This window comes from Massilia sp. Masssp93 (genome assembly GCF_059491295.1).
Genome location: NZ_CP168502.1, coordinates 268,995 through 282,995 on the forward strand (window position 1 = coordinate 268,995; position 14,001 = coordinate 282,995).

Here is a 14,001-nt window from a genome sequence, read left to right on the forward strand (position 1 = left end):
TTCTGGAAGACACGTTTGCCCAGGTTTTAGGCAGTCTGGCACTATTTTACCGGTAAAGCCATGGATATAATGGCCGGGCTGGCGATGTTGCCTGGCGTTAATAAAGAGGCATCCATGTCTTCGACCTTCGGCCCGGCGGAAGCCCAGGCCTATATGCACAAGCTGCTCACGGTGATGCACCACCAGGGCGGCTCCGACCTGTTCATCTCGGCCGATTTCCCGCCCAGCATGAAGCACCAGGGCGCGATGAAACCCTTGAGCAACCAGCGCCTGACGGGCGACGTCACGCGTGCGCTCGCCTTGGCGCTGATGAACGAGCGGCAACGCACCGAGTTCGAGGCCGAGATGGAGTGCAATTTCGCCATTTCCCTGCCCGGCGTGTGCCGTTTCCGCGTGAACGTGTTCGTGCAGCAGCAGAGCGTGAGCATGGTGGTGCGCACGATCGCGTCGGAAATCCCGAATTTCGAAAAACTCGACCTGCCCGAGGTGTTGAAGGACGTCGTCATGACCAAGCGAGGGCTCGTCCTCGTCGTCGGCGGCACGGGGTCCGGCAAGTCGACGACGCTGGCGGCGATGATCGATTACCGCAACAGCAATTCGGCCGGCCACATCATCACGGTCGAGGACCCGGTCGAATACGTCCACAAGAACAAGAGCTGCCTCATCACGCACCGCGAGGTCGGCGTCGACACGCTGTCCTGGCACAACGCGCTGAAGAACACGCTGCGCCAGGCGCCGGACGTGATCCTGATCGGTGAGATCCGCGACACGGAAACGATGGAACATGCCATCGCGTTCGCCGAAACGGGCCACCTGTGCCTGGGGACGCTGCACGCGAACAACGCCAACCAGACGATGGACCGCATCATCAACTTCTTCCCGGAAGAACGGCGCAACCAGTTGCTGATGGACCTGTCGTCGAACCTGCGCGCCATCGTGTCGCAGCGCCTGGTCCGCACGGAAGACGGCAAGGGCCGCAAGGCCGCCATCGAAATCCTGCTGAACACGCCGACGATCGGCGAGATGATCCTGAAAGGCAATTTCCAGAGCATCAAGGAGATCATGCACAAGTCGCGCGAACTGGGCATGTGCACGTTCGACCAGGCCTTGTTCGAGCTCTACAACAAGGGCTTCATCAGCTACGACGAAGCGATCCGCAACGCCGATTCCGCGAACGGCCTGCGCCTGCAGATCAAGCTGTCGGGCGAGCGCAAGGCGCCTGGCGAGGGCGGCGCCGCCGCGAAGCCCGCCGAGCTGTCGATGCTGATGGACGAGCCGGAAGAGGAACCGCCGGCCGCGGGGTAGAATGCACGTCATGTCTACCTTCGAACAAAAACTCTGCACCCGCGCCACCCTGCCGCAACGCATCGCCGACCTGCCGAAACCCGTCGTGCTGACGAACGGCGTGTTCGACATCCTGCACCGCGGCCACGTCACGTATCTGGCGCAGGCACGCGCGCTGGGCGCGTCGCTGGTCGTCGCGGTCAACACGGACGCGTCCGTGAAGCGGCTCGGTAAAGGCGACGACCGTCCGCTCAACACGCTGGCCGACCGCATGGCCGTACTGGCCGCGCTGGAATCCGTCAGCCTCGTCGTCGAATTCGACGAGGACACGGCGCTGGAAGTGGTCCAGGAAGCCCGGCCCGACATCTACGCCAAGGGCGGCGACTACGTCATGAGCGCCATCCCGGAAGGCAAGGCGGTGCTTGCCTACGGCGGCAAGGCCGTCGCCATCGATTTCGCGCACGACCGCTCGACGACCAAGCTCGTCGCGAAGATCCGCCAGTTCGGCTGACCTCCCGGCATCAAGCCCCGCCCGCGAACCCGTTCTGGCGCCACGCCTCGTAGACGACGACGGCCACGGTGTTCGACAGGTTCAGGCTGCGGTTGCCCGGCATCATCGGCAAGCGGATGCGCTGGGCCGGCGCGAACGATTCGCGCAGTGCCGGGTCGAGGCCGCGCGATTCCGCGCCGAACACGAACACGTCGCCCGGACGGAACGCGCAATCCGCGAACGGCGACGAGCCGTGCGTCGTCATGGCGAACATCCGGGTCGAGTCCGGCCTGGCGTCCGCCAGGAAGGCGTCCCAGTTCTTGTGGACCTTCATCGTGGCGTAATCGTGGTAGTCGAGGCCGGCGCGGCGCATCTTGGCGTCGTCCAGCGGAAAGCCGAGCGGCTCGATCAGGTGCAGCTGCGCCCCCGTGTTCGCGCACAGGCGGATGATGTTGCCCGTGTTGGGTGGGATCTCGGGTTCGACCAATACGACGTGAAACAATTGATTCTCCTTGAGTTACGGATGGGGCGGCGTGCGCGCGAACACGAAGTTCGTCACGCGCGCCGCGCCGAAGCGCTTGAACGTGGCCGCCAGTTCGCCCAGCGTGTGGCCGCTCGTCATGACGTCGTCGACGAGGCCGACGTGGCGTCCTTCGACGAGGTCCGGGTCGGCCACGGCGAACGCGTCGCGCACGTTGCGCGCCCGCGCGTCCGGCGCGACGCCCGACTGCGCGTGTGTGTCGAGCGTGCGCAGCGCCAGCGCCGGATGACATGCTACCCCGAGCGCCGCCGCCAGTGGCCGCGCGATTTCCAATGCCTGGTTGAAGCCGCGCTCGACCAGCCGGGCCGGTCCCAGCGGCACCGGGCACAGCAGGTCGGGCAGCGGCAGGCCGGGCCGGGCCAGCACGGCGTCGCGGATCCGGCGCGCGAACCACGGCGCGAGCGCGAGGCGGGCGCCGAATTTTAATTGAAGGACGAGCTGGTCGAGCGGAATCGCGTAATCGACGGCCGCGACGGTGGCGTCGAAGGCGGGTGGTTCGCGGAGGCAAGAGCCGCAGATCAAGGTCGCAACCCGATCAACGTCGTCCCCGCGCAGGCGGGGACTCAATTCTTCATGCGTACCCGGCGGCACAAACTTGGGCCCCCGCCTGCGCGGGGGCGACGGTATGTCTGCAGCATGCGTACCCGACTGCGCGAACTTGGGCCCCCGCCTGCGCGGGGGCGACGGTATGTCTGCAGCATGCGTACCCGGCTGCGCGAACTTGGGCCCCCGCCTGCGCGGGGGCGACGGTATGTCTGCAGCATGCGTACCCGGCTGCGCGAACTTGGGCCCCCGCCTGCGCGGGGGCGACGGGGTTTCTGCTGGTCGATCCATTGGTAGAGGATTCCCGCATTGCCCGCAGCGCACCGTCCGCGGCTGCGCATACGCGTCCCGGCACGCCGCGCACACGACGTCGTCGCAGCCGCCCCCGCACAGGGCGCAGACGGACGGCATCAGCACGCGCAGCAATGCGCGTGGCCAATGTCGCAGGGATGGATAACGGGTCGTCATCGTGATTTCTACCCATCATGTACACTGCCGCCATTATCCCATTCACCAGCAGTCGACAATGGTTTCGCCCCAAGCCCCCTCCAAGATGAGCGCCCCGATCGATCCGGTCCGTGTGCGCCAGCTGTTCGCCGACCCCGCCCGGGTCGCTCCCTCCGATTTCCTGCGGCGCGAGATCGCCCGTCGCATGTTCGACCGCCTCACGCTCGTCAAGACGGCGCCGCGCCAGGTGCTGGACGCCGGCTGCGGCACGGGCGTCGACATCGCCGAACTGCAAAAGCGCTATCCGGCCGCGCAAGTGCTGGGCCTGGATGCGGTGCCGGCCATGCTGGCGGCCGCCGGGGCCGCGCAGGCGCCGCGGTCGCTGCTCAGCCGTTTGCTCCCGGCCAAAGCCGGCATCGATCTCGTTTGCGGCGACTTCGGCAACCTGCCGTTCGGGCCGAACTCGCTCGACCTGGTCTGGTCGAACCTGGCATTGCACTGGCATCCCCAGCCCGACCGCGTGTTCGCCGAATGGCGCCGCGTCCTGCGCGTGGAAGGGTTGCTGATGTTCTCGAATTTCGGTCCGGACACGTTCCGTGAATTGCGCACGGCGTTCGCGGCGATGGACGAGACCCCGCACACGCTGCCCTTCGTCGATATGCACGACTTCGGCGACCAGCTCGTGGAAGCGGGGTTCACGACCCCCGTCATGGACATGGAACAGATCACGGTCACCTACGACAGCGCGGATAAATTGCTGGCCGACGTGCGCGCGTTCGGCGGCAATCCGCTGGCCACGCGCCACCGCGGCCTCGTCGGCCGGGCGGCGTGGCAGCGCATGCGCGACGCGCTCGAGGCGGGGCGCCGCGCGGACGGCAAGCTGGGGCTGACGTTCGAGGTCATCTACGGCCACGCATTCCGGCCGGCACCCAAAACGACGGCCGCCGGCGAGGCGATCATCCGGTTCCAGCCGCCCAAGCCGCGTTGAGCCTCGTCGGAACCGGCGTGCCGCGTTCCCGGCGCCCGCATGCAGCGTGTATACGATCGCGGTAATTTTCCTTGAATAAAAATTACCTGTTTCAGTATAATCAAAGACACTTTTTTCGACTGGATCAAAAAAGCGCTAAAAATTTAAGCACAAAAGCGTAAGGTCGAAGGGCATTTCGATAAATCGTCTCCAGGTTTATCGACGTGCCCGAAGGTTGGAGCATCACCCGGGGAGATCGGACAGCGTATCCGGTGTCCCCCGCAAGCAAGGTTAGAAGTCATCGCCCATCCAGGGAGCCAGACGGTTCCCGGCCGGGCGGTGTCGAGTCCCGAAGCGTCCGCCGGCGCGACGGGAAGTGGTTGCGTTTAGTTTAAAAAGGATTTCGGAACGGAAGTTGTCTTCCGTGGCCTCCTCCATGGTCACCCATAGGAGGGTCGCTTCCGTTCAAGAAATTTCTCTTCTAAAGGTGGTTGGGGACAACATGACATATGCAAAACGATTCAAAGCGTTGATGCCCGGTCTCGCGTTAGCGGTGGCCAGCATCCCGGTATTTGCGGAGCCCGGGCCCGTCGTGACCGGACGTCCGGAAGCGCTTCAGCTGAACCTGCAGCAGCCCGTCACGGGCATCGCAGCCTATATCTACAGCCTGCACAACTGGATGATGATCGTCTGCCTGATCATCTTCCTCGCCGTCTTCGGCGTCATGTTCTACTCGGTGTTCAAGCACCGCAAATCCCTCGGCCACAAAGCGGCCACCTTCCACGAATCCACGACGGTCGAAATCGCCTGGACCATCATACCGTTCCTGATCGTCATCGGCATGGCCCTGCCGGCCACGCACGCCGTCGTGCAGATGAAGGATACGTCGAACGCCGATCTCACGGTCAAGGTCACCGGCATGCAGTGGAAATGGGGTTACGACTACCTGAAGGGCGAGGGCGAAGGCGTCTCGTTCCTGTCGAACCTGGCCACGCCGCGCACCCAGGTGGGCGAACCGGGCATCGCGCCGACCGAGAAGCGCACCGAAAACTACCTGCTCGAGGTCGACAATCCCCTCGTCGTCCCGGTCGGCAAGAAGGTCCGCCTCGTGCTGACCGCCAACGACGTGATCCACTCCTGGACCATTCCGGCCTTCGCCGTCAAGCAGGACGCCATCCCCGGCTTCGTGCGCGACACGTGGTTCAAGGCCGAACAGATCGGCACGTACCGCGGCAGCTGCGTCGAGCTGTGCGGCAAGGACCACGCCTTCATGCCGATCGTCGTGAAGGTCGTCTCGGCCGACGACTACACCGCGTGGGTCAACGGCGAGAAGAAACGCATGGCCGCGCTGTCCGACGACCCGAACAAGGTCTGGACCATCGACGAGCTCAAGACGAAAGGCGAAAAAGTCTTTGCGTCCAACTGCGTGGCCTGCCACCAGGCCAGCGGCCAGGGCATCCCTGGCGCGTTCGCCCCGCTGGTCGGTTCGCCGGTCGTGCTGGGTCCGAAGGCCGCACAGATCGACGTGCTGCTGAACGGTAAGCACAGCGGCAAGTATCCGTCGGCGATGCCGTCTTGGAAGCAATTGTCGGATTCCGAGATCGCTTCCGTCATCACCTTTACCCGCAACAACTGGACCAACAAGGCCGACGAAAACATCGTCCAGCCGTCCGAGGTCCTGGCTGCGCGCGGCAAATAAGGCAGACAAGGCTCAACACGCGTTTGGATTCAAGGGACCGGGCCGTCGCGCCACCGCAAACGGCCCTTGTTGTCCCGCACGACTAGGATACTGACATGACTTCCAGCACCATCGATCACTCGCACGACCACGGCCACGATCACGCACACGACCATCCGGTCGGCCTGCGCCGCTGGCTTTTCGCCACCAACCACAAGGACATCGGTACGCTGTACCTGTGGTTCGCGTTCACCATGCTGCTCTCGGGCGGCGTGCTGGCGCTGATGATCCGCACCGAGCTGTTCCAGCCCGGCCTGCAGTTCTTCCGCCCCGAATTCTTCAACCAGCTGACCACCATGCACGGCATCGTGATGGTGTTCGGCGCGATCATGCCGGCGTTCGTCGGCTTCGCCAACTGGATGATCCCGCTGCAGATCGGCGCCTCCGACATGGCGTTCGCGCGCATGAACAACTTCTCGTTCTGGCTGCTGCCGCCGGCCGCACTGCTGCTGGCGACGTCGTTCTTCGTGCCGGGCGGCGCCACCGCGGCCGGCTGGACGCTGTACGCGCCGCTGTCGACGCAGATGGGCCCGGGCATGGACATGGCGATCTTCGCCCTGCACATCATGGGCGCGTCGTCGATCATGGGTTCGATCAACATCATCGTCACGATCCTGAACATGCGCGCGCCGGGCCTGACGCTGATGAAGATGCCGATGTTCTGCTGGACCTGGCTGATCACCGCCTACCTGCTGATCGCCGTGATGCCCGTGCTGGCCGGCGCCATCACCATGACCCTGACCGACCGCCACTTCGGCACGTCGTTCTTCAACGCCGCCGGCGGCGGCGACCCGGTCATGTACCAGCACATCTTCTGGTTCTTCGGCCACCCCGAGGTCTACATCATGATCCTGCCGGCGTTCGGCATCGTCTCGCAGATCATCCCGGCCTTCGCGCGCAAGCCGCTGTTCGGCTACGCGTCGATGGTGTACGCGACCGCGTCGATCGCGATCCTGTCGTTCATCGTCTGGGCCCACCACATGTTCACGACCGGCATGCCGGTGACGAGCCAGCTGTTCTTCATGTACGCCACGATGCTGATCGCGGTGCCGACCGGCGTGAAGGTGTTCAACTGGGTCGCCACGATGTGGAAGGGTTCGATGACCTTCGAGACCCCGATGCTGTTCGCCGTCGGCTTCATCTTCGTGTTCACGATGGGCGGCTTCACCGGGCTGATCCTGGCCGTCACGCCGATCGACATCCAGATGCAGGACACCTATTACGTCGTCGCCCACTTCCACTACGTGCTGGTGGCCGGCTCGCTGTTCGCGCTGTTCGCCGGCTTCTACTACTGGGCGCCGAAATGGACCGGCCACATGTATCCGGAAGGCCGCGGCAAGTTCCACTTCTGGAACTCGCTGATCTGGTTCAACGTGACGTTCTTCCCGATGCACTTCCTGGGCCTGGCCGGCATGCCGCGCCGCTACGCCGACTACGCCGTGCAGTTCACCGATTTCAACCAGGTCGTGTCGATCGGCGCTTTCCTGTTCGGCCTGTCGCAGGTGTACTTCCTGTTCTTCGTCGTGCTGCCGACCATCCGCGGCGGCAAGCAGGCCGAAGCGAAGCCGTGGGAAGGCGCCGAAGGCCTGGAGTGGACCGTGCCGAGCCCGGCGCCGTTCCACACCTTCGAAACCCCGCCGCTGGTGAAGTGAGGTCGTGATGAGCGACCATCGTTCGCAGCAGCAGAAGAAGGCCAACCTGCGCACGGCCCTGTGGCTGGCCGGGCTGGCGCTGTTCTTCTTCGTGATGCTGTTCGTCAAGCGCCTGTGGCTGAGCTGAGGTCGTCATGCAAGCGGAAACCAACGCAGGCCGCCACGAGGAAAGCGGCCGCCTGCGGCTAAACCGGACCACGCTCACCAAGCTGCTGGTGGTCGCGGCCATCATGTTCGGCTTCGGCTATGCCATGGTGCCGATCTACCGCCAGGTGTGCGAAGTGCTCGGTATTAACGTGCTCACGCAAAAGGACGGCACCGTGGCGCCCCCGGCCAACACCCAGGTCGACAAGGCGCGCACGGTCACCGTCGTCCTGGACGGCAACGCCCAGGGTCCGTGGCGCTTCCGCCCGACGCAGCGCAGCATCGACGTGCACCCGGGCGAGATGGCGACCGTGATCTACGAAGTCGTGAACACGCAGGCGCGCACCGTGAAGGCGCAAGCCATCCCGAGTTACGCGCCGCAGTCGGCCCAGCCGTATTTCAAGAAGGTCGAATGCTTCTGTTTCAAGGAGCAGATATTGAAACCGAACGAGGCGCGCCAGATGCCGGTCGTGTTCTTCATCGATCCGAAACTGCCGCGCGAAGTGAAGGACATCACGCTGTCGTACACGTTCTTCGAAGTCGGCGCCGTGACGGCGCAGAAGTGATATGGCAAACGACGACGATCCGCAGCACCGTCCGCCCGCACGGACGCAGACGTTCGGGGCCACGATGAAAGCCGTGTTCTGGTCGTTTTTCGGCGTGCGCAAGCGCCGCGACTACGAGCACGACGCGGCCAACCTGAATCCGGTCCACGTGATCGTGGGCGCTTTGATCGGGGTGGCGGTGTTCATCGGCATCCTGGTGCTGGTCGTGCGGATGGTCGTCGCCAAAAGTTAAAAATATATAAGCAACACGAAAGCAGGGAAGCGCAGCACCCCGGAATTCGAAACAATGCTTGATTGAGGAGATATACATGAGTTCACCCCATACCGCGCCGTACTATTTCGTCCCCGCTCCGTCCAGGTGGCCGCTGGCAGCCGGCATGTCGATGCTGTGCACGATGGCCGGCGCTTCCGGCTGGGTCAATGGCACCGCCTGGGGCCCCGGCGTCTGCACGGCCGGCATCGTCGCGATGCTGATCGTGCTGTACAACTGGTTCGGCGACGCCATCGGCGAGTCGGAATCGGGCAAGTACAACGAGCGCATCGACCTGTCCTACCGCTGGTCGATGAGCTGGTTCATCTTTTCCGAGGTGATGTTCTTCGGCGCCTTCTTCGGCGCGCTGTTCTATGCACGCACGATCTCGATGCCGTGGCTGTCCGACCTCGACCATAAAATCATCTGGCCGGATTATTCCGGCCACTGGGGCAATATCGGGCCGGCCGGCACCGTCGAGCAGTTCAGCACGATGGGCCCGTTCCCGATCCCGACGATCAACACGGCGCTGCTGCTGAGCTCGGGCGTGACCCTGACCATCGCCCACCACGCGCTGCGCGCCGGCCACCGCGCCCGCACGGCGCTGTTCCTGTTCGCCACGATCCTGCTGGGCGCCACCTTCATGGGCTTCCAGGCCTACGAATACCACCACGCCTACACCGAACTGAACCTGAAGCTGACCTCGGGCATCTACGGCTCGACCTTCTTCATGCTCACGGGCTTCCACGGCTTCCACGTGACGATGGGGGCGATCATGCTGTCCGTCGTGCTGTACCGCGTGCTGCGCGGCCATTTCACACCGGAACACCATTTCGCGTTCGAGGGCGCGGCGTGGTACTGGCACTTCGTCGACGTCGTGTGGCTGGGGCTGTATATCGTCGTGTACTGGTTGTAAATCAACCAATTTATGAACGTCGTCCCCGCGCAGGCGGGGACCGAAGTTTTTGCGTTACCTATGGCGCAAGCAAAATTGGGTCCCCGCCTCCGCGGGGACGACGTGTTTATGACGTGCTTAAAACGTGTTGATCACGTGCTTAGAACGTGTTTATGACGTGCTGACGATGCGCTTATGAATGCAGCCCTTTCGGCTGAATCCACCCCATCTTGTACGCGATCAGCACGAGCAGGAACAGCGTGATCGACAGTCCGACCCGCATCGCCAGCGCCTGGACGGTACGGTTGCTGCGGCCCTTGTCGCGCATCAGGAAGAACAGGGCGGAGGCAAGGCTGCCGATGATGAGCACGAAGGCGATGGCGACGACGATTTTCATGGGCGGCCGATGAGTTTGGTTGTTAGGGTTTCACGATCATTGTATGCGACTCCGCTTCCGTTTTAGAACCATTCCTTTCCTGGCGACGCTCGTGCTGGTCGCGCTCGGGATCGCGCTGGGCAACTGGCAGGTGCGGCGCGCGGCGGAAAAGACGGCGCTGCAGGCCCGGCTCACGCAGCGCGCCGCCCTGCCGCCCGTCGTGCTCGACGGGAACCCGGTCGACCCCGCCGCCATCGAATATCGCCGTGTCGTCGTGACGGGGGAATTCGCTCCCGACTGGCCGCTGTTCCTCGACAACCGGCCGCTCGACGGCCGCACCGGATTCGTTTTGCTGATGCCGTTTACAATAGCGGCTACCGGCAAGGTGGTCCTCGTCGCGCGGGGCTGGCTGGCGCGCGATCCTGCCGTGCACGACCGCGTGCCGCACGTGGCCGCGCCGGCCGGCCGCAGGACCATCGAGGGCCTCGCCGTGCTGCACCCGGCGCGCGTGATGGAACTCGGCAAGGCGCCGCCGCCTGAGCCCGGCGCCATCGTGCAGAACGTCGATCCGGCCGGCTTCGCCCGGGCCAGCGGTTTGAGCGTGCTGCCCGTGCTGGTCGAGCAGACGAGCGTGGACGGCACCGGCGCGCCGGCCACGGAACCCATCCGCAAATGGCCGGCCCCGGCCGTCGACGTCGACCGCAACAAGGGCTATGCCTTCCAGTGGTACGCGCTGGCGGCGATGGCTTTCTTATTCTTTGTGATGACAGGATTTCGAAGTGGAACCAAACAAGCCGGCTGACGCAGCCGCGATCCCCGCCGATGCCGCCCCCCGCAAGCGCGGGCGCCGCATGCTGTGGCTGGTGCTGGCCGTGTGCGCGGCGCCGATGATCGCCTCGTATTTCACCTACTACGTCATCAAGCCGCAGAAGCGCAACAACTACGGCACGCTGATCGACCAGCGTGCCCACCCGATCCCGGCCATGGCCACGACGACCCTCGACGGCCGCCCCCAGGCGCTGGACCAGTTCAAGGGCAAGTGGGTGATGCTGATGACGGGGCCGGGCGCCTGTCCCGACACGTGCCAGAAGGAATTGTTCGCCATGCGCCAGCTGCGCCTGATGCAGGGCAAGGACGCCGACCGCATCGAACGCGTCTGGCTCATCACCGACAAGGAACCGCTCGACACCTTGACCATCCGCGAATACGACGGCACCCACATGCTGCGCGCCGACGCCGCGACGGTGGCCGGCTGGCTGCCGGCCGACGCGGGCACGACGCCGGCCGACCACATCTACATGATCGATCCGTTGGGCCACCTGATGATGCGCTTCCCGAAGGACCCGCAGCTGCAGGAAGTGCGCAAGGTCTACAAGGACATCAACAAGCTGTTGAAGGCGTCGGCCGTCGGCTGAGTTCATCATGGAAGCCTCGAATTTCGTCCTGCTGGCCCTGACAGGCATCCTGGCGGCCAGCGTGCCGCTCGCGCTCGTGTGGACGGCGACCGGCACGAACAAATACCGCAAGCTGGCGTGGGTGATCGCCTTCTTCACGTTCGACCTGATCGTGTTCGGCGGCTTTACGCGTCTCACGGATTCCGGCCTCGGCTGTCCGGACTGGCCCGGCTGCTACGGCGAAGCGAACCCGTTCCTCGCGCACGCGCACATCGCCGCGGCCGAGGCGCTGATGCCCACCGGGCCCGTGACGACAATGAAAGCCTGGATCGAGATGATCCACCGCTTCCTCGCGATGGGCATCGGCTTCATGATCGTCGGCCTGATGGCCGCCTCCTGGCTGGAATGGCGCCGCGCCCGCGCGCGCGGGGGCAAACCCGCGCACGGCCCTCTGCTGCCGACCGTGATGTTCTTGTGGGTGTGCGTGCAGGGCGCGTTCGGCGCCTGGACCGTCACGATGAAACTGCAGCCGATCATCGTGACCCTGCACCTGCTGTTCGGCCTGACCCTGCTGGCGCTGGCCGTCTGGCTGGGCGGCCGCGAGGACAACCTGATGGCGCCGCCGCGCTTTTCTCCCGTGGCCGCGCCGGTGTCCGTGCTGCGCCGCCTGCGTCCGCTGGCGTGGCTGGCCGGCGCCGTGCTGCTGGTGCAACTGGCGCTGGGCGGGTGGGTGAGTACCAATTACGCGACACTGGCGTGCAGCGATTTCCCGCTTTGTAATGGACAAATTGTCCCAGAGATGGATTGGCAACACGGCTTCACGTTGTGGCGCGAACTGGGCAAGACGGCCGCCGGCCACTACCTGCCGTTCTCCGCGCTGACGGCGATCCACTGGGTGCACCGCAACTTCGCCCTCGTCGTCGTGCTCGTGCTGGGCTATACGGCCTGGCGCGCCTGGCGCCTGCCGGGCCTGCACGGCACGGCGCGCAACCTCGCGCTGGTGCTTGCCGCGCAGGCAACGACGGGCATCGCGACCGTGTTCCTGAACTTCCCGCTGCCGATCGCCGTGCTCCACAACGCGGGGGCGGCGGGTCTCGTCCTTCTGGTGACCATGTTAAACTACAAGGTACAGTATCAACTCGAGCTGGCGCTGCGCAGTCCACGACGTGAGGCCGCGACGTCCGCGAGCCATCCATGATTACGCAAACCGCCATCCATAAACCGTCCAGCCGCATCGCCCAGTACTGGTCGCTGACCAAGCCGCGCGTCACCCAGCTGGCCGTCTTCTGCGCCGTGATCGGCATGTTCCTCGCCACCGACGGCTTCCCCGGCTGGCACGTGCTCGTCTGGGGCACGATCGGCATCTGGCTGCTGGCCGGCGCCGCCTTCGCCGTCAACTGCCTGATCGAGGCCGAAGTCGACGCCCGCATGGCCCGCACCGCGCGCCGCGCCACCGCGATGGGCGAGCTGTCGCCCACGCAGGTCCTGATCTTTTCCGCCATCATCGGCGGCGCCGGCATGGGCGTCCTGTACACGCTGGTCAATCCGCTGACGATGTGGCTGACGTTCGTCACCTTCGTCGGCTATGCGCTGATCTACACGATCCTGCTGAAACCGAACACGCCGCAGAACATCGTCATCGGCGGCCTGTCGGGCGCGATGCCGCCGGCCCTCGGCTGGGCCGCCGTCGCGGGCGACGTGCCGATGCAGGCGTGGCTGCTGGTGCTGATCATCTTCGTCTGGACCCCGCCGCATTTCTGGGCGCTCGCGATGTACCGCCGCGACGACTACGTGCGTTCCGGCCTGCCGATGCTGCCCGTCACGCACGGCATGCAGTACACGGGCCAGCAGGTCTGGCTGTACTCCGTCGCGCTGGCCGCGTGCACCCTGTTCCCGTACGCCGTCGGCATGAGCGGCATCGTGTACCTGGCGGCGGCCGTCGTGCTGAACGCGGTCTTCCTGCGCTACGGCTGGCTGATCCACAAGCACTACAGCGACCAGGTCGCGCGCAAGGCCTTCGCCTGGTCCATCGTCTACCTGTCGCTGCTGTTCGCCGCGCTGCTCGTCGACCACTACGTGAAACAATACCTGCTGATCTGATGATGAAAAAACTGCTGCTTCCCCTGGCCGTCGCCTGCGCGCTGACCGTCTCCCTCGCCGCCTGCGACAAGCTGCCGGGCAAGCAGCAGGTCTCCTTCCAGAACACGGACGTCACCGGCCTCGATTACGCGAAAGGTTTCGCGCTGACGGACCACACGGGCAAGCCGCGCACGCTGGCCGACTTCAAGGGCAAGGTCGTCGTCGTCTTCTTCGGCTACACGCAGTGCCCGGACGTGTGCCCGACGACGATGGCGGAGATGGCGTCCGTGATGCAGAAACTGGGGCCGCTGGCCGACAAGGTGCAGGTCCTGTTCATCACCCTCGACCCCGAGCGCGATACCCAGCAACTGCTGGCCAACTACGTGCCCGCGTTCGACAAGCGCTTCATCGGCCTGCGCGGCACGCCGGAGCAAACGGCGAAGACGGCCAAGGAATTCAAGGTGTTCTACGCGAAGGTGCCGGGCACGGACCCCGGCAGCTACACGATCGACCACACGGCCGGCAGCTACGTGTTCGACCGCGACGGCCGCCTGCGCCTGTTCATCCGCCACGGCCAGGGCGCCGACCCTATCGTGCACGATCTCCGTCAGTTACTATCCTGATATCGTAAATAG

General features: G+C 64.8%; 17 protein-coding genes. 14 read left to right on the forward strand and 3 right to left on the reverse strand.

The window, feature by feature from the left end; genetic code table 11:
- The first annotated feature begins 114 nt into the window (after nt 1–114).
- Together ACEN9Q_RS01230 and rfaE2 are read left to right on the forward strand one after the other, a co-directional pair.
- On the forward strand, nt 115–1,305 hold the full coding sequence (locus ACEN9Q_RS01230; RefSeq protein WP_322404074.1) for a PilT/PilU family type 4a pilus ATPase: 1,191 nt from the start codon (nt 115–117) through the stop codon (nt 1,303–1,305).
- Nucleotides 1,306–1,315: 10 nt separating this feature from the next.
- Entirely contained in the window at nt 1,316–1,795 is a 480-nt protein-coding gene (gene rfaE2 / locus ACEN9Q_RS01235) for a D-glycero-beta-D-manno-heptose 1-phosphate adenylyltransferase (RefSeq protein WP_056448231.1), read from the forward strand.
- A 10-nt stretch (nt 1,796–1,805) separates the two neighbouring features.
- Here rfaE2 and trmL read toward each other — a convergent pair whose 3' ends face one another.
- Together trmL and ACEN9Q_RS01245 are read right to left on the reverse strand one after the other, a co-directional pair.
- Nucleotides 1,806–2,276 (reverse strand): tRNA (uridine(34)/cytosine(34)/5-carboxymethylaminomethyluridine(34)-2'-O)-methyltransferase TrmL, encoded by a 471-nt coding sequence (trmL, locus tag ACEN9Q_RS01240; protein WP_495627088.1) that lies wholly within the window; start codon nt 2,274–2,276, stop codon nt 1,806–1,808.
- A gap of 15 nt (nt 2,277–2,291) precedes the next feature.
- On the reverse strand, nt 2,292–2,837 hold the full coding sequence (locus ACEN9Q_RS01245; protein WP_495627089.1) for a ComF family protein: 546 nt from the start codon (nt 2,835–2,837) through the stop codon (nt 2,292–2,294).
- 547 nt (nt 2,838–3,384) lie between these two features.
- Here ACEN9Q_RS01245 and ACEN9Q_RS01250 point away from each other — a divergent pair.
- The 7 genes from ACEN9Q_RS01250 (at nt 3,385) to ACEN9Q_RS01280 (ending at nt 9,538) form a co-directional block, all read left to right on the forward strand.
- Nucleotides 3,385–4,293, forward strand: a complete 909-nt coding sequence (locus ACEN9Q_RS01250) for a methyltransferase domain-containing protein (protein ID WP_495627090.1) — start codon at nt 3,385–3,387, stop codon at nt 4,291–4,293.
- A gap of 481 nt (nt 4,294–4,774) precedes the next feature.
- Complete coding sequence (gene coxB / locus ACEN9Q_RS01255; RefSeq protein WP_056447697.1) at nt 4,775–5,971, forward strand: cytochrome c oxidase subunit II; 1,197 nt, start codon at nt 4,775–4,777, stop codon at nt 5,969–5,971.
- Nucleotides 5,972–6,066: 95 nt separating this feature from the next.
- Nucleotides 6,067–7,662: a cytochrome c oxidase subunit I gene (gene ctaD, locus ACEN9Q_RS01260; RefSeq protein ID WP_495627091.1), complete on the forward strand. Its 1,596-nt coding sequence runs from the start codon at nt 6,067–6,069 to the stop codon at nt 7,660–7,662.
- Nucleotides 7,663–7,669: 7 nt separating this feature from the next.
- The gene (locus ACEN9Q_RS01265) at nt 7,670–7,789 is read left to right on the forward strand and encodes a cytochrome oxidase small assembly protein (protein ID WP_229412838.1); all 120 of its coding nucleotides are present in this window, start codon (nt 7,670–7,672) and stop codon (nt 7,787–7,789) included.
- Nucleotides 7,790–7,796: 7 nt separating this feature from the next.
- Nucleotides 7,797–8,372 (forward strand): cytochrome c oxidase assembly protein, encoded by a 576-nt coding sequence (locus tag ACEN9Q_RS01270; protein ID WP_056447692.1) that lies wholly within the window; start codon nt 7,797–7,799, stop codon nt 8,370–8,372.
- Between the two features lies 1 nt (nt 8,373).
- The gene (locus ACEN9Q_RS01275; protein WP_056447690.1) at nt 8,374–8,604 is read left to right on the forward strand and encodes a DUF2970 domain-containing protein; all 231 of its coding nucleotides are present in this window, start codon (nt 8,374–8,376) and stop codon (nt 8,602–8,604) included.
- A 76-nt stretch (nt 8,605–8,680) separates the two neighbouring features.
- Nucleotides 8,681–9,538: a cytochrome c oxidase subunit 3 gene (locus ACEN9Q_RS01280; RefSeq protein WP_056447688.1), complete on the forward strand. Its 858-nt coding sequence runs from the start codon at nt 8,681–8,683 to the stop codon at nt 9,536–9,538.
- Between the two features lie 172 nt (nt 9,539–9,710).
- Here ACEN9Q_RS01280 and ACEN9Q_RS01285 read toward each other — a convergent pair whose 3' ends face one another.
- Nucleotides 9,711–9,914 carry a twin transmembrane helix small protein gene (locus ACEN9Q_RS01285; protein WP_056447686.1) on the reverse strand — a complete coding sequence of 68 codons (204 nt, stop codon included), beginning with the start codon at nt 9,912–9,914 and terminating at the stop codon, nt 9,711–9,713.
- A 43-nt stretch (nt 9,915–9,957) separates the two neighbouring features.
- On the opposite strand from ACEN9Q_RS01285, the gene ACEN9Q_RS01290 reads away from it, so the two are divergent.
- The 5 genes from ACEN9Q_RS01290 to ACEN9Q_RS01310 are packed head-to-tail and all read left to right on the forward strand — an operon-like array spanning nt 9,958 to nt 13,989.
- Nucleotides 9,958–10,695, forward strand: coding sequence for an SURF1 family protein (locus tag ACEN9Q_RS01290; protein ID WP_495627092.1), 738 nt, complete (start codon nt 9,958–9,960; stop codon nt 10,693–10,695).
- 49 nt (nt 10,696–10,744) lie between these two features.
- A complete protein-coding gene (locus ACEN9Q_RS01295; RefSeq protein WP_157202091.1) occupies nt 10,745–11,308 on the forward strand; it encodes an SCO family protein in 564 nt (187 codons plus the stop codon).
- Nucleotides 11,309–11,315: 7 nt separating this feature from the next.
- On the forward strand, nt 11,316–12,485 hold the full coding sequence (locus tag ACEN9Q_RS01300; protein WP_495627093.1) for a COX15/CtaA family protein: 1,170 nt from the start codon (nt 11,316–11,318) through the stop codon (nt 12,483–12,485).
- A complete protein-coding gene (cyoE, locus tag ACEN9Q_RS01305) occupies nt 12,482–13,387 on the forward strand; it encodes a heme o synthase (RefSeq protein WP_056447678.1) in 906 nt (301 codons plus the stop codon). The genes ACEN9Q_RS01300 and cyoE overlap by 4 nt, the downstream gene beginning before the upstream one ends.
- A 2-nt stretch (nt 13,388–13,389) precedes the next feature.
- Complete coding sequence (locus tag ACEN9Q_RS01310; protein ID WP_056447676.1) at nt 13,390–13,989, forward strand: SCO family protein; 600 nt, start codon at nt 13,390–13,392, stop codon at nt 13,987–13,989.
- The last annotated feature ends 12 nt before the right edge of the window (nt 13,990–14,001 follow it).